This is a genomic window from Variovorax sp. J22R115 (assembly GCF_030317005.1).
In the GTDB taxonomy this organism is placed as follows: domain Bacteria; phylum Pseudomonadota; class Gammaproteobacteria; order Burkholderiales; family Burkholderiaceae_C; genus Variovorax.
On the sequence record NZ_JASZYM010000005.1, the window covers coordinates 203,288 to 224,444 of the forward strand.

General features: G+C 66.7%; 18 protein-coding genes and 1 tRNA gene. 14 read left to right on the plus strand and 5 right to left on the minus strand.

The annotated features are described in order from the left end of the window. The first annotated feature begins 11 nt into the window (after nucleotides 1-11). From QTI04_RS10775 to QTI04_RS10815, 9 genes are all read left to right on the plus strand, one after another. Nucleotides 12-1,163, plus strand: a complete 1,152-nt coding sequence (locus QTI04_RS10775; protein ID WP_286599268.1) for a branched-chain amino acid ABC transporter substrate-binding protein — start codon at nucleotides 12-14, stop codon at nucleotides 1,161-1,163. A 65-nt stretch (nucleotides 1,164-1,228) separates the two neighbouring features. Further along, nucleotides 1,229-2,026 (plus strand): ABC transporter permease, encoded by a 798-nt coding sequence (locus QTI04_RS10780; protein ID WP_286599266.1) that lies wholly within the window; start codon nucleotides 1,229-1,231, stop codon nucleotides 2,024-2,026. Then, nucleotides 2,023-3,015: a tripartite tricarboxylate transporter substrate binding protein gene (locus tag QTI04_RS10785; RefSeq protein ID WP_286615600.1), complete on the plus strand. Its 993-nt coding sequence runs from the start codon at nucleotides 2,023-2,025 to the stop codon at nucleotides 3,013-3,015. The genes QTI04_RS10780 and QTI04_RS10785 overlap by 4 nt, the downstream gene beginning before the upstream one ends. 23 nt (nucleotides 3,016-3,038) lie before the next feature. Next, complete coding sequence (locus tag QTI04_RS10790) at nucleotides 3,039-4,061, plus strand: MoxR family ATPase (protein ID WP_286598592.1); 1,023 nt, start codon at nucleotides 3,039-3,041, stop codon at nucleotides 4,059-4,061. Continuing rightward, complete coding sequence (locus tag QTI04_RS10795) at nucleotides 4,062-4,916, plus strand: DUF58 domain-containing protein (RefSeq protein ID WP_286615601.1); 855 nt, start codon at nucleotides 4,062-4,064, stop codon at nucleotides 4,914-4,916. Between the two features lie 36 nt (nucleotides 4,917-4,952). Next, entirely contained in the window at nucleotides 4,953-5,879 is a 927-nt protein-coding gene (locus tag QTI04_RS10800; protein ID WP_286615603.1) for a hypothetical protein, read from the plus strand. After that, nucleotides 5,876-6,916: a vWA domain-containing protein gene (locus tag QTI04_RS10805; protein WP_286615604.1), complete on the plus strand. Its 1,041-nt coding sequence runs from the start codon at nucleotides 5,876-5,878 to the stop codon at nucleotides 6,914-6,916. The genes QTI04_RS10800 and QTI04_RS10805 overlap by 4 nt, the downstream gene beginning before the upstream one ends. Then, entirely contained in the window at nucleotides 6,913-7,452 is a 540-nt protein-coding gene (locus QTI04_RS10810) for an MxaK protein (protein WP_286615606.1), read from the plus strand. The genes QTI04_RS10805 and QTI04_RS10810 overlap by 4 nt, the downstream gene beginning before the upstream one ends. Continuing rightward, a complete protein-coding gene (locus QTI04_RS10815; protein WP_286615608.1) occupies nucleotides 7,449-8,444 on the plus strand; it encodes a vWA domain-containing protein in 996 nt (331 codons plus the stop codon). Before QTI04_RS10810 ends, QTI04_RS10815 begins: the two co-directional genes overlap by 4 nt. Here the strand turns inward: QTI04_RS10815 and QTI04_RS10820 are convergent. After that, a complete protein-coding gene (locus QTI04_RS10820; protein ID WP_286615609.1) occupies nucleotides 8,399-10,357 on the minus strand; it encodes a prolyl oligopeptidase family serine peptidase in 1,959 nt (652 codons plus the stop codon). The two genes, QTI04_RS10815 and QTI04_RS10820, sit on opposite strands and share 46 nt — an antisense overlap. A 126-nt stretch (nucleotides 10,358-10,483) precedes the next feature. Between QTI04_RS10820 and QTI04_RS10825 the strand changes: the two genes are divergently transcribed. The 3 genes from QTI04_RS10825 (at nucleotide 10,484) to QTI04_RS10835 (ending at nucleotide 14,694) form a co-directional block, all read left to right on the plus strand. Beyond that, complete coding sequence (locus QTI04_RS10825; protein ID WP_286615611.1) at nucleotides 10,484-11,395, plus strand: sensor histidine kinase; 912 nt, start codon at nucleotides 10,484-10,486, stop codon at nucleotides 11,393-11,395. After that, nucleotides 11,392-12,027 carry a response regulator transcription factor gene (locus tag QTI04_RS10830; protein ID WP_286598581.1) on the plus strand — a complete coding sequence of 212 codons (636 nt, stop codon included), beginning with the start codon at nucleotides 11,392-11,394 and terminating at the stop codon, nucleotides 12,025-12,027. The genes QTI04_RS10825 and QTI04_RS10830 overlap by 4 nt, the downstream gene beginning before the upstream one ends. Before the next feature lie 105 nt (nucleotides 12,028-12,132). Then, on the plus strand, nucleotides 12,133-14,694 hold the full coding sequence (locus QTI04_RS10835; protein WP_286615613.1) for a TonB-dependent receptor: 2,562 nt from the start codon (nucleotides 12,133-12,135) through the stop codon (nucleotides 14,692-14,694). Nucleotides 14,695-15,027: 333 nt separating this feature from the next. On the opposite strand, the gene QTI04_RS10840 is transcribed toward QTI04_RS10835, so the two are convergent. From QTI04_RS10840 to QTI04_RS10855, 4 genes are all read right to left on the minus strand, one after another. Beyond that, nucleotides 15,028-15,104 (minus strand) — tRNA-Pro (locus QTI04_RS10840). Nucleotides 15,105-15,154: 50 nt separating this feature from the next. Further along, nucleotides 15,155-15,859: a glutathione binding-like protein gene (locus QTI04_RS10845; RefSeq protein ID WP_286615614.1), complete on the minus strand. Its 705-nt coding sequence runs from the start codon at nucleotides 15,857-15,859 to the stop codon at nucleotides 15,155-15,157. 71 nt (nucleotides 15,860-15,930) lie between these two features. After that, complete coding sequence (locus QTI04_RS10850) at nucleotides 15,931-16,191, minus strand: UBP-type zinc finger domain-containing protein (RefSeq protein WP_286598575.1); 261 nt, start codon at nucleotides 16,189-16,191, stop codon at nucleotides 15,931-15,933. A gap of 30 nt (nucleotides 16,192-16,221) precedes the next feature. Next, nucleotides 16,222-17,898 carry an FAD-dependent oxidoreductase gene (locus QTI04_RS10855; protein ID WP_286598574.1) on the minus strand — a complete coding sequence of 559 codons (1,677 nt, stop codon included), beginning with the start codon at nucleotides 17,896-17,898 and terminating at the stop codon, nucleotides 16,222-16,224. Between the two features lie 136 nt (nucleotides 17,899-18,034). Here QTI04_RS10855 and QTI04_RS10860 point away from each other — a divergent pair, with 136 nt between their 5' ends. After that, complete coding sequence (locus QTI04_RS10860; protein ID WP_286598573.1) at nucleotides 18,035-18,901, plus strand: GNAT family N-acetyltransferase; 867 nt, start codon at nucleotides 18,035-18,037, stop codon at nucleotides 18,899-18,901. A 114-nt stretch (nucleotides 18,902-19,015) separates the two neighbouring features. Next, the gene (ppk1, locus tag QTI04_RS10865) at nucleotides 19,016-21,154 is read left to right on the plus strand and encodes a polyphosphate kinase 1 (protein ID WP_286598572.1); all 2,139 of its coding nucleotides are present in this window, start codon (nucleotides 19,016-19,018) and stop codon (nucleotides 21,152-21,154) included. Nucleotides 21,155-21,157: the final 3 nt, after the last annotated feature.

The following is a 21,157-nucleotide window of genomic DNA, read 5'->3' on the forward strand; positions in this document are numbered from 1 at the left end:
GTTTCGTCGGCATGTCGCTGCTGCTTGCGGCGTCGACGTCGGCCGGACAGGCGGCGGGCGCGGTCACTCCGTTGAAAGCGACGCTCCTGGTGCCCGACTCCGACGCGCGGCTCGAACGCTCGCGCCTGGAGCGCCAGTTCCTGGGCCACCCTGGCGGCCCGGCGAGCGACGGGCTGGATGTCGCGCTGGAGGAAGGGCAGTTCGAGCTGCAGGCCGTCGATGCGGCCGTGGTGTTGACGAAGCAGTCTGCCGCCTCGCCGGAGGCGGCACGCGCCGCTGCGCAGGCGGCCGAAAAGGCGGGCGCCGCAGTGCTCCTCACGGACCTTCCTGCCGATTGGACGCTGGCCGTGGTCGATGCCGTGAAGCTGCCGGTGATCAACATCGGCGACGCCGCCGACCGCCTGCGCGAGCAGGACTGCCGGGCGCGCCTGTTCCACATCGTCCCGAGCGAGCGCATGCGTGCCGACGCACTGGCGCAAACGCTCGTGTCGCGCAAATGGAGCAAAGTGCTCCTGCTCGTCGGCCCGAGTGCGCAGGATCAGTTGCGGGCCGCGACGGTGCAGGCCTCGCTCAAGCGCTACGGCTTGCAGGTGGTCGCGACCAAGCCCTTCAAGCTGTCGGGCGACCCGCGGGAGCGCGACCTGGCCAATCCGATGCTGCTTACGGCCGGCACGACTTACGACGCCGTCTGGGTGGTCGACAGCGATGGCGAATTCGCGCGCAGCCTGCCGTATCGCACGGTGTTGCCTCGGCCGGTGGTGGGTGATGCGGGATTGGTGGCCGTGGCCTGGCATGCGCAGTTCGAGCGCTACGGCGCCCCACAGGTCTCCCGCCGGTTCGCCAAGGCGGCCGGCCGGCCCATGACCGAGAGCGACTGGTCGGCGTGGATGGCAGGCAAGGCGCTGATCGCGGTCGCGACCGCGGCGCCGAAGGGGCCCGCCGCGACTTGGGCGCAAGGGCTCGCCAAGACGCCGCTCGATGGCTCCAAGGGCACGAACCTGAGCTTTCGGCCCTGGGACGGCCAGTTGCGCCAGACCATGCTGCTCACCGACGGGCAAGGCGTGATTGCGCAGGCGCCGGTGGAGGGTCTGCTGCACCCGACCAACGTATTGGACACACTGGGCGCGGACGCCCCGGAGAAGCGATGCAAGACGACGCATTGATTCCCGTGGAAGCCGGCGAAGCTGAACTCGCGCAGCGCCGTGGGCTCGCGCACGCCCTGCAGGCCATGCAGGCGATCGTCATGCGCGAGCTGCTCAAGTTCTCGCAGCAGACCGGCCGCCTGGTGTCGGCGCTGGTTCGTCCGCTTTTGTGGCTGGCGGTGTTCGCGGCGGGCTTTCGCAACGTGTTCGGCGTCGCGATCGTCGAGCCCTACGACACCTATATCCCCTATGACGTCTACATCGCGCCGGGCCTGGTGGGCATGGTGCTGCTGTTCAACGGGATGCAGTCGTCGCTGGCGATGGTCTACGACCGCGAGATGGGCTTGATGCGGCTGCTGCTCACCGCACCCTTGCCACGCGCGTGGCTCCTGTTCTGCAAGCTCTGCGCGACGGGGCTGCTGTCGGTGCTCCAGGCCCTGGCCTTCGTGATCGTCGCGACCTTGATCGGCACCGACCTGCCACTGCTCTCGCTGGGCGGGTTGCATGCCTTGATAGCGCTGGTCTGCGGAGCGCTGATGCTGGGCGCGCTCGGCCTGCTGCTGTCGGTGCACATCAAGCAGCTTGAGAACTTCGCCGGCACGATGAACTTCGTGATCTTTCCGATGTACTTCATGTCCACCGCGCTGTACCCGCTGTGGAAGCTGAGGGAGTCCGGCGCCGAATGGGTCTATCAACTGGCCCGCTTCAACCCGTTCACGCACGCCATCGAGTGGATCCGGTTCGCTTTGTATGGCAAGGACCCGGGCGAGGCGCCCTGGATCGTGCTGGGGTGCCTCGTGGTGTTCTTCGTGCTGGCCTGCTGGGGCTACGACCCGCAGCGCGGCTTTGGCGGATTGACGAAGCGCGGTGGAGGCCCGGCATGAACCTCGACCGCCGACGCTGGCTGGGCCGCGCCGCCGCGCTGGCGATGTCGGCGGGGCCTCTTGCGCATGTTCCGCGCGCGCTCGCCAGCGACGCCTTTCCCTCCCGGCCGATCATGATGTGGGTGCCGTGGGCGGCGGGTGGCGCGACCGACCTGTCGCTGCGGCTGCTGGCCGAACTCGCGGCGCCGGCGCTCGGCCAGGCCGTGATCGTTGCGAACCGCCCTGGCGCCGGCGGCACGCTGGCGATGCCGATCCTGCAGCAGGCCGAACCCAATGGCTACACGATCGCGCAGATGCCGCAGCCGGTGTTTCGGGCGCCGTTCTTACAAAAGGTACTGTGGGACCCGGTGCGGGACGTCACACCCATCATCCAGATTTCGGGCGTCACCTTCGGAGTGCTGGTGCGTGCGGCCAGCCCGATGCGCGAGCTCGGCCAGTTGTTCGACTTCGCACGCAAGCGGCCCGGCGAGCTGAGCATCGCCACCAACGGCGTCGGCACCACGCCGCACCTCGTGCTCGAAGCGTTGTTCACCGAGCGCGGGCTGCGCTACATCCATGTGCCGTACAAAGGCACCTCCGAGCTGACCCTGGCCGTGGAGTCGGGCCAGGTGATGGCGGGCGTCAATTCATCGGGCTTCGCGCCGGAGGTCGATGCGGGCCGCCTGCGGCTGCTCGCAACCTTTGGGGCACAGCGCTCGCCGCGGTGGCCGAAGGTGCCGACATTGCGCGAGCTGGGTTTCGACATCGTGGCGATGTCGCCCTACGGCCTGGCCGGTCCGCGCGGATTGCCACCCGACGTGCTGGCCGTGCTGCACGACGGCTTCAAGAAGGCCCTGTTCGATCCGCGCTTCGTCGATGACCTGGCCAGGTACGACCAGGAGGTCACCTACCTCGGCCCCGAAGACTACGCACGGGCCTGCAGGGAGGAATACGCCAAGGAGCGTGCGGCTGTCGAGCGGATGAAGGGCTCGCGCGGCGCGGGCGGCTGATGGCCAAAGACGGAGGTTTCCGGATGAATCGAGACGATGGGGTGATGAGCGACTGGCGCCAGCGTGCGCTGATGCTCGAAGCCGAGGTCGCCAAGGCGGTGATCGGCCAGGCGCGGACGATCCGCCTCATCAACACGGCCGTCTTCGCGCGCGGCCACGTGCTGCTGCAAGGCGATGTCGGTGTGGGCAAGACGACGCTGCTGCGGGCCTTCGCGCAGGTGCTGGGCGGTGACTTCGGGCGCATCGAAGGCACCATCGACCTGATGCCCAACGACCTGATCTACTACACCTACATCAGTGCCGAGGGCAAGCCGGCGGTCGAGCGCGGGCCCCTGATCCAGCACGGCGAGAGCCTTGCGGTCTTCTTCTTCAACGAGATCAACCGGGCGCGCCCGCAGGTTCATTCGCTGCTTCTGCGCGTGATGGCCGAGCGCAGCGTGTCGGCGTTCAATCGGGAGTTCCGCTTTCCGCACCTCGTGGTGTTTGCCGATCGCAACCGCGTCGAGCGCGAAGAGACTTTCGAGATCTCGGCCGCGGCACGTGATCGCTTCATGCTCGAAGTGACCATCGACGCGCCTGCGACCGATGCCGAGCGACGCCAGCTGATGACCGAGCCGCGCTTCCACGACACGGATCGACTGATCGGCGACTTGGCCGGCGGCCTGGTCGCCTACCAGGAGCTGAACCAGGTGTCTGAGCTGATCCAGCGTGGCGTGCAGACCTCCGAGGCCTTGCAGACCTATGCGATGGACCTGTGGCGTGCGACGGCGGCGCCCGCCGACTACGGCGTGCGGCTGTCGGACCTGGACGCCGCCCACCTGATGCTCGCGGGCGCCAGCCCGCGCGGCATGAGCCTGCTGCTGCGCGCCGCCCGCGTGGCGGCCTGGCTCGATGGGCGCGACTACGTCACGCCCAAGGACGTGCAGGCGGTCTTCGTCGAAACCATCTCGCACCGGCTGTGCTACCAGCCGGTGTACGAGATGCGGCGTCACGAGATATCGGGCCGCTTGATGAGTGGCATCCTCAACAGCGTGGCAGCACCATAGATGAACGCGCCCCAGTCTTCGCAGGAACTGCATTACCGCATCGGGGTGCCGGCGCTGGGCCACTTTCCCGGCCATCACCGCAGCTCGCGGGGGGACAGCGGCTTCGAGTTTCGCGGCCATGCGTCGCTGCTCGATGCACCGGACCCGCGCCGGCTCGATCTGCACGCAAGCCTGCGCGATCCGTTCGGCAGCTGGATCGTGAGGGTCTACAGCCAGCGCAAGGCGATTCCGGTCGTGTTGGTCGCGGACCTGTCGGCGTCCATGGGTTTTGCCGGCACGCGCCGCAAGCTCGATGTGCTGGCCGATTTCGTCGACAGCCTGGCGTGGTCGGCCTGGCGCACCGGCGACAGCTTCGGCTTCGTCGGTTGCGACAGCACGGTGCGCGAGGATGTTCTGTTGCCATTGACGCGCGCGCGCGGCATGGGTGACGCGCTGGCTCGGACGCTTCGCTCGCTGCGTCTCCAGGGCCGCTCGGCGCGCGCGCTGTCGATGGCCCATCGCTACCTGGGCCGGCAACGTTCGCTGGTTTTTCTCGTCTCGGACTTCCATCTGCCGCTGTCGGAGGTCGAGGACACGGTGGCCTCGATGGCGCACCACGATCTGGTGCCGGTGGTCCTGTGGGACCCACTGGAGTTCGGGCCGAGCACACGGCGCGGCCTGGTGCAAGTGACCGACCCGGAAACCGGCGTCACGCGACTGTTGTGGTGGCGTCCGGCCCTGCGCGAAAAATGGCTGGCGGCCCAGCAGCAGCGCCGCGATGCCTTGCTCCGAATCTTTCAGGTGAACCGGGTCAAGCCGCTGTTCATCGAGGGCGCCTTCGATGCCGACGCGGTGACGCGGCACTTCCACTCGTGAGCCGCACGTGAGCGATGCACGATGACGATCCGGCAGATGGCCCTGGCCTCACGCAAGCTCTGCGGCGCGCTGCTGGGCTGGGTCGCATCGGCGGCTTGCGCAGCAATGCTTCCGGGACAGGTGGATGCCACCCTGAGTGAACCGAGGGCCTTCGGCTACCAGCTTGGCGACAGGGTGTCGCGCACCGTCACGGTCGACGCTGCGGACGGCCTCGTGCTCGACGAGTCCAGCGTGCCGCAGGCCGGCCCGCGCGGCAACGCCCTCGAGTTGCGCAGCGTCGTGCGACGCAGCAGTGCCGAGCCCGGAGGGCGGCGCCATGAACTGACGTTGGCCTATCAGGTGTTTCTTTCGCCGCCGCAACCGCGCACGCTCGAGATGCCGGGGTTCACCTTGCGCTTCAAGGGGCAGCCGCGGGCGCAGGAGGTCCGCGTCGAAGCCTGGCCGGTGACGGTTTCGCCACTGGTGCCGGTCGAGGTCTCGCCCCGGCGCGGCCTCGGCGAACTGCAGCCCGACGCGGCCCCGCCGCTGATCGACACGCGCTTCGCGCGCTGGCGCCTCGCCGCCTACGGCCTCGTCGCGCTGGTGCTGCTGGGCTACCTTGCCCACGTGTACATCGGCCTGCCGTGGTGGACACGCGCACATCGGCCGTTCACGCTGGCGTGGCGCGCGCTGCGCGACCTGACGCCGGCGAGTCCCGAGCGGCAATGGCGCGAGGCGTTCCAGCATCTTCATGGCGCCTTGAACCGGACGATGGGAGAGGTCGTTTTCGAGGAGGGCGTCGATCGCTTTGTCACGGCGAAACCGCAGTTCGCGCATTTGCGCGACGACCTCGGCAGGTTCTTCCGGCAGTCGCGCCTCGAGTTCTTCGGCAAGGACGAGCAGCAGCCGCAAGCCGGTGCCGACCGAAGCTGGCTGATCGGGTTCTGTCGGCGTTGCCGCGATGCCGAGCGAGGTGCCGCATGAGCTTCGACCATCCCTGGCTGCTGTGGTTGTTGCCTCTGGCCCTGCTGCCGCTGTTCGCGCGGTCGGGCAGTGCGCTCGACAACGGCTGGGCCGCCTTGATGCCGCGCGACCGGTCTTCCGACCTTCTGGGTTGGGCGCTGCGCATCATCGGTGTCCTGGCGCTCGCGGCCCTCGACATCGGCATGGCTGGCCCCTATTGGCCGGAGTACGAGGTCGAACGCATCGGCAAGGGCGCCGAGATTGTGCTGGTGCTCGATCGCAGCCGCAGCATGGACCAGGGCTTCGCGGGCGCACGACCCTCGGGCGCGGCGATGAAGGGCACCAGCCCCGAGGTCATCGACTACTACATGAAGCAGTCGAGCCGGATGCGCGAATCCAAGGGCAAGGTCGCCCGGCAGTTGCTGTCGGAGTTCATCGCCAAGCGGCAGGACGACCGCTTCGGCATGATCGTTTTCAGCACCTTGCCGATCCGGGTCCTGGAGTTCACGCAGAAGAACGAAGCGATCCAGGCCGCCATTGCGGCTGGCGACGTGGGCCGCGGCCTCTCGGAAACCAACATCGGCCTCGCGCTGCAATCGGCGCTGTCGTCCTTCGACGATCGTCCCTATACCGGCTCGCGCATCGTCATGCTGGTGTCCGACGGCGGCGACCGGTTGGACACCGATGCCCGCGAGCGCATTGCTTACCTTGCGCGCAAGCATCGCGTCACGTTCTACTGGATCTACCTTCGCTCCACCAACAGCCCGGGACTGATCCTGGAAAAGGGCGAAGCGCCGGAGAGTGTCGAGTCGGTGCCGGAGTACGCGCTGCATCGCTTCTTCGAATCGCTCGGCACTTCATACCGTGCCTACGAGGCCAGCGATCCCGAGGCGCTGAAGAAGGCCATCGATGCGGTGAACCGTCTCGAGAACCTGCCCATCACCTACCTCGACACCATGCCGAGGCGCGACGTGTCGGCACCGGTGTTGGGTGTTGCATTGGGCTGCATCCTGCTGCTGCTGGCAGCCAACCTGGCGGAGATCCGGCGATGGGCATGAGCTCGCAGCGACGCACGCGCGTGGTGCTGGGTCTGTTCGCGGTGGTCGCCGCTGCAGCGGCAATCGATGGCGCGCACACCTGGCGGCAGCATATGTGGAATGAAGCGATTGTCTCGGGCCCGTTGCCGGCCGATGACAAGGATGTGCCGGTCCAGGTGCGATTCGCGCAGGCCCATGCGCGGGCCGACAGCGGCGCCGACGACGCGGCCCTGCGCCTCTATCGCAGCCTGGAAGACGATTCGCCGCTGGGCCAGGCGGCTCGCTACAACAGCGCCAACCTGCTGATGCGTCAGGCGGTGGTGGTGCAAGCCGGCGCCGAGCCCGGCAAGGCCATCGCGCTGATCGAACTCGCCAAGGAAATCTACCGCGACGTGCTGCGCGTCGACCCGCAATACTGGGATGCGCGCTACAACCTGGAGCGCGCACAGCGCCTGCTCCCCGATCCCGACGAGATGGACGTCGCGCCGCCCGAAACCAGGCGAGACGCCGAACGTGCGGCCACCACCATGCGCGGCTACTCGCCGGGTCTGCCATGACGCTCTGGCACCGATTGCGCGTCTCGTGGCGGCGCGGCACCGACCGCTGGCTGCTGTCGTTGGCCGCCCTCGCGCTGGCGGCCAGCTTGATCGATCCGGGCGTGATGATGGAGCGCTCGCTGTTCGATCACGTGATCGTGCTCGACGTGACCCAGAGCATGAATGTCACCGACGAGCAGATCGATGGCCAGCCGGTCTCGCGCCTTGCTTTCGCCAAGCACGCCTTGCGGCAATCGCTGCTGCAGTTGCCGTGCGGCTCGAAGGTGGGCTGGGCGATCTTCACCGAGTACCGTGCGTTGCTGTTGCTCGCGCCGATCGAGGTGTGCGCCAACCTGAGCGAGCTGCGTTCGACGTTGGCGCAGATCGATGCGCGCATGGCCTGGTCGGGCAACAGCGAGATCGCCAAGGGGTTGCACAGTGCGATCGGCATCGCCAAGCAACTGCCGGACTCGCCGTCGCTGGTGTTCGTCACCGACGGGCAGGAGGCGCCGCCGCTGAACGCGCACTACCGGCCCTCTTTCGACGACAAGCCGGGCGAAGTCCCGGGGCTGATCGTGGGTGTGGGCGACCAGCTTCCATCGCCGATCCCCAAGACCGATCCCGAAGGACAGCCGCTCGGCTTCTGGCGAGCCGACGAGGTGATGCAGACCGATCTGCGCAGCCAGGGACGCGGCGCGAGTGTGCGTGGCGAAACACTGGCAGACGAGAACGCGGGTGCGGCCGCTCCGATGCTCGGCGCCACGCCGGGACTCGAACACCTGTCGTCGCTGCGGGAAGGCTATCTGCGTCTGCTGGCCGGCGAGCAGGGCATGGTGTTTCTTCGTCTGCAATCGCGGGAACGGCTGGCGGCAGCGTTGACGTCGCCCGCTCTGGCCAAGCCGGCGTCGGTTCGCACCGGCAGCCGCTTCGTCCTGGCAGGTCTGGCGTTCTGCCTGCTCCTGGCGCGCTATGCGGCGCCGTGGCTGCGGAAGACCAGGGTGCTGAAGAAATAGAACTCCGCATCCAGCGCCCACTGGATGTTCGAAGACTGACGGAAGCCGTGCTGTTCTCCCGCGAAGAGCAGGTACTGCGTGGTGATCCCTTTCTGACGAAGCGCCGCGATCATCAGCTCGGTCTGGCTCGGCGGGACGATCTTGTCCTCCGCACCCTGGAAGAACGCGACTGGCGCCGTCAGCCGGTCGGCATGGCGAACGGGGGAGCGCTCGAGGTAGGTTTCGCGATGACCGTCCGTGTCCGTGTAAGGCGCGATCAGCCAGTCCAGGTAGCGGGACTCGAACTTGTGCGTATCCCGGGCCAGGGCCTCCGGATCGCTGACCCCGTAGTGGCTGCCGCCGGCCCGGAACATCCGGCGCACGGCAGGATCGCTGGAGGTGAGGCAACCGAGCACCGTGAATCCCCCGGCACTGCTGCCGGTGATCACGATCCGGCTTGCATCGACCCATCCCTTGTCGACCAGATAGCGCGCGGCGGCGGCGCAGTCCTCGACGTCGACGACGCCCCACATCCCGTGCAGGCGCTCGCGGTAGGCGCGACCGTAGCCGGAGCTTCCGCCATAGTCGACATCGACGACCGCGACGCCTCGACTGGTCCAGAACTGCGTGCGCAAGTCGAGCGTGATCGACGCCGAAGAGGTCGGCCCGCCATGGCATCGGACCAGGAGCGGCGGCAGTTCGGTGTCCGGGGCGAGATGGTCGGCATTCCTCGGCGGATAGAAATGGGCGAACGCGGTCTGGCCGCGCCGCGTCGGGAACTCGATCGGTTGGGGTGCGGCAAGGTGTCGATGGATCGCCGGGTCATCGGCGAGGGTGCTGGACTTTCGAATCACCGTGGCTTTGCCCGAGCGCGGATCCAGCACCACGATCGCGCTCGCCAGCGTCGGAGCCCCGGCCTTGAAAGCCACCTTTCCGTCTTGTGCTCGCACCGACGAAAAGTCGCTGTAGGGCAGGTCGATATCCGTCAGCCAGCCGGTTTCGAGGTCCAGCAGCGCCAGCTTGCCGAGGCCACCCTCGACGTACGTGCACACCACTTCTGCAGGCGACAGAAATGCATAGGTCGACATCCCCAGGTTCCATTGCGGTCGTCCGAATTCCGCCGCCTTCGGACAGACATTGACGGCGTTGCCCCTCGCATCCGTTCGATGGATGTTCCACCAGCCGGACCGGTCCGACACGAAATGGAGGACGCCATCGGGCGACCACTCCGGCTGGAATACGGATTCGCCGGGACCCCCGGCGACCCGGGTCGGGTTCTCCACCGCGGTACCGTCGAACGCCGCGACCCAAAGCTCGGTGCCCTCCCATGGCATCCGTGGGTGGTCCCACGCGAGCCAGGCGAGGCGGCGACCGTCCGGGCTGAGGCGCGGAGAGGCGTAGAAGTCATGCCCCTGGACCAGCACGTTGCCGGCTCCTTCCGACGTCACATCCAGCGCCACGATCGCGTTGATGGCCTCCTTGTCTGCTTGCCGGTGATCCTCGCGCACGCCGATCCACAGGTGGCGACCCTTGTCGATCCGTCCGTCGGCGTACCGAAGCGCGGCATCGGGTTGGCCTGAAGCAGGGGGTGGCGTGAGAGGCACGGGAGGACCGCCGCCTTCGATGCGATAGAGCCGCTGATCCTGGAAGTTGCTGAAGTAGCCGATGCCGTCCGCGACAAGCGCCGCGGCGCCGCCATACTCGTGAACACGCGTGCGTGCGGAAAGAGGCGGCGGCGTGACGTCGAGCTTCGCCCCGTCTTCGTTGTGACGTACGAGCACATGGCGCCCGGCTTCCTGCGGCCTGCCTTCGACCCAGTACACGTCGCTGCCATCCAGCAACACATCGGCAAGGTTGATCGCGGCACTCGCCACGAGTTCGGACGTGACGGGCGACGACCAGGTACCGAAGGGTGTCGCAGTCGGATGGGGCATAGGGACACCTCGGGTAGATGGGGACCTCGGAAACAGGTCGGCTGGAGGCAAAATCGATTGTACGAATGCCTGCGGCTGACGTGCTCGATGCTGGCCGCGCGAGTGCTCGAACTGGAGGGATGGCAGATGAGAGCTGTGTGGCGGCTGTTGCGTTCGCGTGCCTCCTTCCCGGGGCGATGGGATCTCGCCTGGGTGCTTGGCGGGACGGTGCTGACCTTCGTGCTGTCGAGCGCGTTCGAGGTGCGGGAACGATTGGCCGCGATCCTCGAGCACGCCGAGGCATGGCAGGTCGACGAAGTCCCGCTCACGCTGATGGCACTGTCTCTGGGCCTGGCCTGGTACGCGCGGCGCCGTCAGCAAGAAGCTGCGCGCCTGCTGGCCCAGAACCGCGAACTCGCTCAAGAACTGATCGCACTCCAGGACAGCGAGCGGCTGGCGTTGGCGCGCGAGTTGCACGACGAATTCGGCCAGCATTGCACCGCGATCCGCATCGAGGCCACTTACATCCAGCGCTCGTCCTCGCTCGAACAGATCGGCGAAGCCGCGCGCCGCGCCGCCGCGTCTGCCGAACTGCTGCAGGAGGGCGTTCGGCGCCTGGTGCGGCGATTGCGGCCGGCGGAACTCGATCAACTGGGCCTGGTCGCCGCGATGGAGTCGTTGTGCGAGGCGTGGGCGACGCGCAGTGGCGTGCCCTGTCAGTTTCATTCCCAGGGCGATCTGCATGAGCGCGGCGAAGCCATCGACACCACCATCTACCGCGTGACCCAGGAAGCGCTGGCGAACGTCGTGCGTCACGCGAATGCCACGCGCGTGCTGATCGAGCTCGCTGCGACTTCGCAGTGCCTGAGCTTGAGCGTTGAGGACGACGGCCGCGGCTTCACCGTCGCATCGCCGAGGCGCGGCTTCGGCCTGCTCGGCGCGACCGAGCGCGCCGCGGCACTTGGCGGCAGCTTCGAGGCCGACAGCGCGCCGGGCGCCGGCACGCGGATTCGCATGCGGTTGCCCGCGGCCCCGCAAGTCCGTGCGGAGGCGGCGTGATCCGGCTTTTGCTGGTCGACGACCACCCCGTGGTGCGCACGGGCTACCGCCACCTGCTGGAGCAGGGCGGCGACATGGCGGTCGTTGCGCAGGCGGACAGTGTCGATGAGGCCTTCGGACTGTTCGGAGTCCATAAGCCGGACATCACCGTCACCGATCTCGCGATGCCCGGCTGCAGCGGACTCGAGTTGATTCGCCGCCTGCGCGAACGCGATGCGCACGCGCGCACGCTGGTCTTCAGCATGCACGACACCAACATGCTGGTGCGCCGCGCGCTCGAGCTCGGAGCGCTCGGCTTCGTCTCCAAGAGCAGTCCGCCCGAGTGCCTCATCGATGCGGTCCACAGCGTGCGTGAGGGTCGCCGCTACCTGAGCCCGGCTCTGGCCCGGCGCCTTCTCGACGGCACCGTCGAGTCATCGGGCTTCGATTCACTGACCCAGCGCGAATTCGAAATCTTCCGCCTGCTGTCGCGCGGCGAGTCGGTGGCCAGCTGTGCCGACACGCTGCATCTGAGTCAGAAAACCGTTTCGAACATCCAGAGCCTGATCAAGGACAAGCTGGGCGTCACCACCACGGCCGCGATGGCGCACCTGGCGCTCCGGCACGGCCTCATACCTGCCGACAACCCCTGATTTACGCCGGGAAATCTTCCCTGTCGCATTCGAACGCGGTGCGATAACTTGGGGGAGGGGCGCGCCGTCATGCGCGATAAGAACTTCATCACCCGAGGAGACAAGATGTCAGGCAACGCTCGCGCCGTTGTTTTCTCGTCAGCGCCTGTGGCCGCGGCAGCCCTGCTGCTGTGCCATGGCCTGGCGGCCCACGCACAGGTCGAGCCCGCAAGGGAATCCCCTCCGGCCGCGCAGGGTGTGCCCGATCTGCCCACCATCAACGTCATCGCGGTCACGCCGCTGCCTGGCCTCGACGTGCCGCGCGACCAGATACCGTCGAATGTGCAAACCGCGACCGGCGCAGACATGGAGCGCTTTCATTCGCTCGACCTGTCGAACTTCCTGGCTCGCGCCATCGGCGGCGTGAGCGTCAACGAGACCCAGGGCAATCCCTTCCAGCCCGACATCAACTACCGCGGGTTCACGGCGTCACCGCTGCTCGGCACGCCGCAGGGGCTCTCGGTGTTCCTGGATGGCGTGCGCCTGAACCAGCCCTTCGGCGATGTCGTCAGCTGGGACCTGTTCTCGCGCACGGCCATCGCGTCGATCGCCCTGATGCCGGGCAGCAATCCCCTGTTCGGCCTCAACACCCTGGGCGGCGCGCTGTCGATCCAGACCAAGGACGGCATCCACTACCCGGGCACTTCGGTCCAGGTGCTGGGCGGCTCCTACGGCCGTGCGGCCGCGGAGTTCGAGACCGGCGGCTACAACGTCGACAACGGCGTGCATTGGTACGTCACCGGCAACGTTTTCCACGAAGACGGCTGGCGCACCGAATCGCCTTCCGACCTGCGCCAGCTGTTCGCCAAAGTCGGCCACAAGACACGCGATGGCGATGTGTCGTTGACAGTCGCGCTCGCCGATAACGATCTGACCGGCAACGGCGTGCAGGAGCAGGGCGCCCTGCAGCGTGACTGGGCCAGCGTTCGCACCATCCCCGACAACACCCAGAATCGGTCCGCCTTCCTCAATCTCGCCACCGTGCAGGCCCTGAGTGACACGCTCACCCTCTCGGGCAACGTCTACTATCGCAACATCAGGGCCAGGACCTTCAACGGCGACATCAACGACGACTCCCTCGACCAGGCGGTCTACCAGCCCAACGCCGCCGAGCGGGCGGCACTGGCGGCCGCCGGATACACGGGATTCCCGACCAGCGGGGAGAACGCATCGAACACGCCCTTTCCCAAGTGGCGCTGCATCGCGAACGCGCTGCTGAACGACGAGCCGAACGAGAAGTGCAACGGCCTGATCAACCAGACGCAGGCGCGACAGACCAACTATGGCCTCGCAGGCCAGTTGTCGGCGCAGGCGACGACGGGCAGCGTCGGGCACCAGTTCGTCGTCGGCGCCGCCTATGACGCCAGTCGCGTGACCTTCACGCAAGGCGCGCAGTTCGGCTACATCAACCCCGACCGCACGATCACACCGGTGTTCGGGCCCGGAGCCTTTGCCGACGGTTCCCAATCGTCCGAAGACGCCTTCGATGCGCGGGTCGACCTGTCAAGCCGCTCGCGCACCGGAAGCATCTATGCCACCGACACCATGGCGCTCAACACGCAGACGCATCTGACGCTGTCCGGCCGCTACAACCACACCTCGGTGACGAATGTCGATGGCCTGACTCCGGGCGGCGGCCCCGGTTCGCTGGACGGCGAACACACCTTCAGCCGGTTCAACCCGGCCGTCGGATTGACCTTTGCGGCGAATGAAATGGTGACCTTCTACGCTGGCGCCAACCAGGGCAGCAGGGCGCCCACGGCGATCGAGTTGGGTTGCGCGGATCCCGCGAGCCCGTGCAAGCTGCCGAATTCCTTCGCGGGCGACCCGCCTCTCAAGCAGGTCGTCACCACCACCTTCGAAGCCGGACTGCGCGGCACAGTGACCGGGACCCTGGCCTGGAACTTTGGCGTGTTCCGCTCGGACAACCGCGATGACCTGCTCTTCGTTTCGGACAGTTCGAGTGGTTTCGGCTACTTCAAGAACTTCGGCAAGACACGGCGGCAAGGGGTCGAGATGGGGCTCCTCGCCAAGCCCACCAGTGCCTGGACCGTGGGCGGCAACCTGAGCCTGCTGGATGCCACGTACCGCAGCACGGAGACGATCGACGGTTCCGGCAACAGCAGCAACAGTTCCGCCGTGGACGGTTTCCCCGGCACGGAAGGGACCATCCAGATCAATCCGGGCGATCGCATCCCGCAGCTGCCGCGTCAAATCCTGAAGCTCTACGCGGACTGGGAGCCCAACGCGTCCTGGCGCATCGGCGCCGACATGAACGCGGTGAGCGGTACCTCCGTGCGCGGCAACGAGAACGGCCTGCACACGCCCGACGGGCTCTACTACACCGGCCCGGGGCGTAGCGGGGGCTACGCGGTGTTCAACCTTGGCGTGGACTACAAGCCCAAGCCGGGAGTGAAGCTGTTCGTGCAGATCACCAACCTGTTCGATCGCAAGTACACGACTGGTGGCCTGCTTGGCACCAATGGCTTCACCGTGAACGGCAACTTCATCGCCCGGCCGCTGCCGGCGAACGCGAATGGCGACTTCCCGGTCAACCGCGCGACGCTGTTCTCGCCCGGTGCGCCGCGCACTGCCTGGGTCGGGTTGCGCTATACGTTCGGCGCTTGAGCGGCCAAAGGCGCGACCCTGCTCAAGGTGTGCCGGACTGCTGAGGGTTCGGCTTCGAGACAGGCGGCGGCGCGGGCGTGGCGGGTGCGCGGACCCGCTGGCAGATCATGCGGCCCGTTTGCCGGTCCCAGTGGCAGGACCTGGTGGATTTCGTCGCCGGCGCCGCAGTCTCCGCCGAAGAGGCAAGGCCAGCGAACGCGACTGCACTGAGAAGGAGGAGTTGCGTGAGGTGCTTCATCAGGGGCAGCTTACCCGCTGCAGCAAAGTTTCCAAGCTCAGCGCAAATGAAAAGAGGACAAGCACCTGAATGCTTGTCCTCGATCACTTTTTTGATGGTCGGGGCGAAAGGATTCGAACCTTCGACCCTCTGGTCCCAAACCAGATGCGCTACCAGGCTGCGCTACACCCCGACTAGCCTTCGATTCTAACCTTTTTCGCGGGCCTGAATCCGGACTTGGACTCAGCGCCGTTGATACTGGGTCTTGCCGAACAGAATTTCGCGTTCCTTTTCGCCGGTGATCGGCGTGCGCAGGTCGGCCAGCACCTTCACGCCGCGTTGCACTGCAGGACGGGCCGCGATGCCGTCGAACCATGCCTTCACGTAGGGAAAGTCCGCGAGCACGATGCCCTGGTTCTCATGGCTTCGCAGCCAGGGAAAGATGGCGATGTCGGCGATCGAAAAGGTCTTCCCGGCGATGAACTTGTTCGCCGAGAGTTGCTTGTCGATCACGCCGTAGAGGCGCCTGGCTTCGTTCGAATAGCGGTCGATCGCGTAGCCGATCTTCTCGGGCGCGTAGTTTCGGAAGTGATGCGTCTGGCCGAGCATCGGGCCGACGCCGCCCATCTGGAACATGAGCCACTGGAGGACCTCGTAACGTGCCCGGTCACTGGTCGGGAGGAACTTGCCGGTTTTGCCGGCCAGGTAGACGAGGATGGCGCCTGACTCGAAGAGGGAGATCGCCTTGCCATCCGGTCCCTCGGGGTCGGTGATGGCGGGAATCTTGTTGTTGGGGCTGATCTTCAGGAAGGCCGATTCGAACTGGTCGCCCTTGCCGATGTTGACCGGATGTGCGCGATAGGGGAGCTCGCATTCCTCCAGCATGATGTGAATCTTGTGGCCGTTGGGCGTGGGCCAGGAGTAGACGTCGATGGGTGCTTGGGGCATGTCTCTGGATCCGTGGGTGATGACAAGGCCGGCCAGCATAGCCCTCGCGGGCTTTTCGTGCAGACGCCGGACTACCCGACCTGACTGCTGTGCGTGAAGCACCACATCCAGTCCTCGTCCCGTTCCAGCGACGCGATGACGGCGTGTCCGGTTGCTGCGTAATGCTGGCTGGCATGCCTGTTCTTCGACGAGTCGCAGCAGCCCACATGGCCGCAATGGACACACAGGCGCAGGTGCACCCACTCGTCGCCCAAGGCCAGGCATTCCTCGCAGCCGGCCGAGGTCGGAGGGACGATCACGTTCGGTACGTGGGAGCAGGGGTACACGGACATCGAACCTCCTTGGTGACTTCGTGATGCGGATCAGGCAGCGGCCGCTGCAGATGCCAAGTGCTGATGAATGAGCGCGACGACCGCGGCGCCTTCGCCGATGGCGCCGCCGACGCGCTTGACCGAGCCCGATCGCACGTCGCCGACTGCGAAGACGCCGGGCACGCTGGATTCGAGCGGGGCGGCCGTCTTCGCCGGAAACCCGCCGCGGGCAGCCTGGCCCGTGAGCACGAAGCCGTGCTTGTCGAGCGCGACGCCGCAGCCTTCGAGCCAGTCGGTTTCAGGGACGGCGCCGATGAACAGAAAGATGTTGCGGGCCGGGCAGTCCTCCTCATTGCCGCTGAGCCGGTCGCGCCAGGTGGCACCGTTCAGGCCGCTGGTCGGCTCACCGTGCAGGTGCACGAGTTCGGTGTGCGGGCGCAGTGCGATGTTGGGCGTCGCCTCGATGCGGTCGATGAGATATCGCGACATCGTCGCCGCCAGCGACGGACCGCGCACCAGCACGTTGACCTTGGCGGCGTGTTGCGACAGGAACACCGCCGCCTGTCCGGCCGAGTTGCCGCCGCCGACCAGGGCGACCTCTTGCTGCGCGCACAGCTTGGCTTCGAGCGCGGAGGCCCAGTACCAGATGCCGCGGCCTTCGAATTCCGACAGGCGCGGCACCTCGGGCCGGCGGTAGCGTGCCCCGCTGGCGATCACCAAGGTCTTCGAGCGCAGCTTCCGCCCATCGACGAGCTGGACCGAGACCTGGCCCTGCGTTTCGGCCAGGCTGCAATCCAGCGCTGAGACCTGCGCCGGGATCAGCATCTCGACGCCGAATTTCTGCGCCTGCACGTAGGCCCGCCCGGCCAGGGCACCGCCGGAAATGCCGGTGGGAAAGCCGAGGTAGTTTTCGATCCGCGCGCTCGCCCCAGCCTGTCCGCCGAAGAAGCGGCAATCGATCACGATGACGCGCAGGCCCTCGGAAGCCGCATACACGGCCGTCGCCAGCCCGGCGGGGCCGGCGCCGACCACGAGCACGTCGAACAGGTCTTCGTGCTCGATGCTGTCGACCATGCCGAGGCATCGTGCCAGCGCATGCTCGGTCGGGTTGGGCATGACCGATCCGTCGGGACAGACCACCAGCAGTTCGGACTCGCCGTACTGCTCGAGCAAGGCGGCGGCGTCGACGTCCTGCGTGGCATCGACCACCTGATAGGGGTAGCCGTTTCGTCCCAGGAAGTTCTGCAGCCGCAGCACCGCAGCCGACTGCGGTGGCCCGATCAGAACCGGGCCGCTGGCGCCGGATTCGATCAGCGCCACGCGCCGCAAGATCATGGCGCGGACCAGGCGCTCGCCGAGGTCGGCTTCCGCAATGATCAGGGCACGCAACTGGTCGGGCGGCACCAGCAGGGTTTCGACGTCGTCCTGTGCGTGGCCGTCGACCAGCGCGGGCCGTCCCGAAAGTTGCGCGATCTCGGCCAGGAAATGGCCCGGGCCTTGGTGTTCGATCGGCACCACATGGCCGAGCCCGTCGCGCTGGCTGATCGCCACCGTGCCCTGCAGCACGACGAACATGCCGGGGCCGGGCTCGCCAGCCCTGAAGAGGCAGGCGCCGCGGTCGTAGTGGCGCACGGTGCCAAAGCGCCGGATCCGGGCAATGTCGGCGGCGCTCAGCACCGGGAACATCTGGTGGCGGCGCGTTTCGACCTCGATTCTTTCGGTAGCCATCAAGAAAACTCCAGTGGGTGATCTGCAGAATTAAAGCTGATGCCGCCCTCGCGCGTGCGCGTCATCCAATTGCCATCGGAATGACACGCTTGTTTCACCGCAGATCCCGAGACTCCGTCGGCAGAAAGGGTCTCGCATGAAAGAACTACCCACGCCCACGTTTCCGTTCTCGCAGTTGGGCCTGCGCGCCGCCTTGTGGCCTGCGCCCCATCCGGTCCAGGTTCCTTCAGCAATACCCGTGCCGCAGGCGTTGGCGCCGTCCGGCGAAACCAGCGGCGGTGGCATCAGCGTGGGTTGGGCTCGTCACCTGGATGACGTTCGCGCCGCACAACGTCTTCGTTACGAAGTGTTTGCCGGCGAGATGGGGGCCCGCCTCACGACGCCGGTGGAGGGCCACGACATCGACCTGTTCGACGACTTCTGCGAGCACTTGCTGGTCCGCGAGGAGTCCACGCAGCGCGTCATCGGCACCTATCGCGTGCTGACGCCGGCGCAGGCCCGTCGCGTCGGCAGCACCTACAGCGACACCGAATTCGACCTGACCCGCCTGCGCGACCTGCGCGAGCGCATGGTCGAACTCGGCCGGAGTTGCGTGCACGTCGACCATCGCCAGGGCGGCGTGATCCTGGCGCTCTGGGGGGCATTGGCCGGATTCATGAACCGCAACAAGCTCGACACGATGATTGGCTGCGCCAGCATCCCCATGTGGCACAACGGTGTGACCAGCGGCGATGCGGCGGCGAGCATCTGGCGTCAGCTTTCGGCCACGCACATGGCGCCAATTCAGTACCACGTGCAGCCGCGCCTGCCCTTGCCGGTGCACCGCCTCGACAGCGACCTGGCCGTCGAGCCACCCGCGCTCATCAAGGGCTACCTGCGCCTGGGCGCCAAGGTGCTGGGCCCACCGGCGTGGGATCCGGACTTCAACACCGCCGACCTGCCGATGCTCATGCGCATCGAAGACCTGCCGGCGCGGTACCGGAAGCACTTCCTCGGCAATTAAGACAGCGCCGGGAACCCGTCACGCTTTTGTCATGTAAATGTCACATCTGCGCCGGACACTGTCATGCTTTGGCTTTTGAATGCTTCCGTGCCGGCTGTTCCAGAATCCTTTTCCATGCCGCCTGCCATCAGCGACAGGTTGACCGTTGCCGCCGAACCCGTTCTGACCTTGCTCGATCGGGATCACAGCATCCTTGCGTTCAACGAGCGGGTGCTCGACTGGGCGTATCGACCCGAGGTGCCGCTGATCGAGCGGCTGCGCTATCTGTGCATCGTCTCCTCGAACCTGGACGAGTTCTTCGAGGTGCGCGCCGCGCCGCACCTCGGCGCGAGCGTGGCGGGCGACCGCAAGGGCAACTACACGGTCGAATCGTTCGAGCGGCTGGCCGAAGCGGCGCACTCGCTGGTGGCGCGGCAATACGCGCTCTACAACGACGAGCTCATTCCGGCCTTCGTGAGCAAGGGCATCCAGGTCATCTCGCATGGCGAGCGCAATCCGGCGCAGCGCAAGTGGGTGCATGAGTATTTCGAGCGCGAGGTACGGCCGCTGCTGATCCCGGTGGGACTGGACCCGGCGCACCCGTTTCCGCAGGTTGCCAACAAGTCGCTCAATTTCATCGTGCGCCTCAGTGGCAAGGACGCATTCGGGCGCGAGAACCCCATCGCCATCGTGAAAGTCCCGCGCGTGCTGCCGCGCGTGATCCGCATGCCGTCCAAGGTGGCGGGTGGCAAGACGCTGTTCATTGCGCTGTCCAGCATCGTTCGGGCGCACCTGTCGAGCATGTTCCCGGGGCGCGAGGTAGGCGAGTTCTCGCAGTTCCGGGTGACGCGGCATTCCGACCTCGCGGTGGACGAGGAAGACGTCAAGAACCTGCGCACGGCGCTTCGTCAAGGTCTGCAGCACCGCCACTACGGGCAGGCCGTTCGGCTGGAAGTCTCGTCGAGTTGTGCCGAGTCGTTGTCGAACTTCCTGCTGGCGCAATTCAACCTGCCACCGCAGGCGCTGTATCGGGTGCACGGGCCGGTGAACCTGGCCCGACTGACGCAATTGATCGACCTGCTCGATGAGCCCGAACTTCGCTTTCCGCCGTACCAGGCGTCCTATCCGGTCACCCTGTCACCGGGCCAGTCCTTCTTCGACAGGCTGCAGCGGGGCGATGCGCTGATCCACCAGCCCTTCGAAAGCTTCGAAGGCGTGCTGGCGTTCCTGCGCGAAGCGGTCCAGGACCCGCAGGTGCTCGCGATCAAGCAGACCATCTACCGTACCGGCACGGACTCCGAAATGATGGACCTGCTGCGCGAAGCCGTGCGCCGCGGCAAGGAAGTGACGGTGGTGGTGGAGCTCAAGGCGCGTTTCGACGAAGAGGCCAACATCAACTGGGCCGAGATGCTCGAATCGATCGGTGCGCAGGTCGTCTACGGCGTGGTCGGGCTGAAGACACACGCCAAGATGCTGCTGGTCACGCGCCGCGAGGGCAAGCAGATGCGGCGCTACGGGCATCTGTCGACCGGCAACTACAACCCGCGCACGGCAGCGCTCTACACCGACATCAGCCACCTGACGGCCGATCCGCTGCTGACGGCCGACATGGAGGCCGTGTTCGTGCACATGGCGGGCCAGAGCCGGCTGCCCAAGCTGAATCACATGTGGCTCGCGCCCTTCGACCTGCACCGCAATCTCATCGCCCGCATCGAAGCGCTCGGCGCTGCCGCGGCGGCCGGCGAGCCCGCGCGCATCGTCGCGAAGATGAATGCGCTCACCGACGAGGATCTCATCGCCGCCTTGGTCAGGGCTGGGCAGAAGGGCGTGAAGGTCGACCTGATCGTGCGCGGCGCCTGCACATTGCCTGCCCGCGTGCCGGGGCTGACGGACAACATCCGGGTGCGCTCGGTGATCGGCCGCTTCCTCGAACATTCGCGCGTCTTCTATTTCCGTCAGGCGCACGACGAATCGCTCTATCTCTCCAGCGCGGACTGGATGAACCGCAACATGATGCGGCGCATCGAACTGGCCTGGCCGGTGACCGATCCGGTGCTGCGCCAGCGGCTCATCGACGAATGCCTGGTGGCTTATCTGCATGACGGGCGAGACGCCTGGGACCTCGGCCCGGATGGTGCCTACCACCGCGTCTACGAGGACACGCATCCGGGCGAGGAGGGCGCCTCCCGCGCCATCGAGGCCCACGGTGCGCAGACCGCCCTCATGAACCGCTACGCGTCGCGCGGACTTCGTCGCGCCGCACTACGGGATTGACAC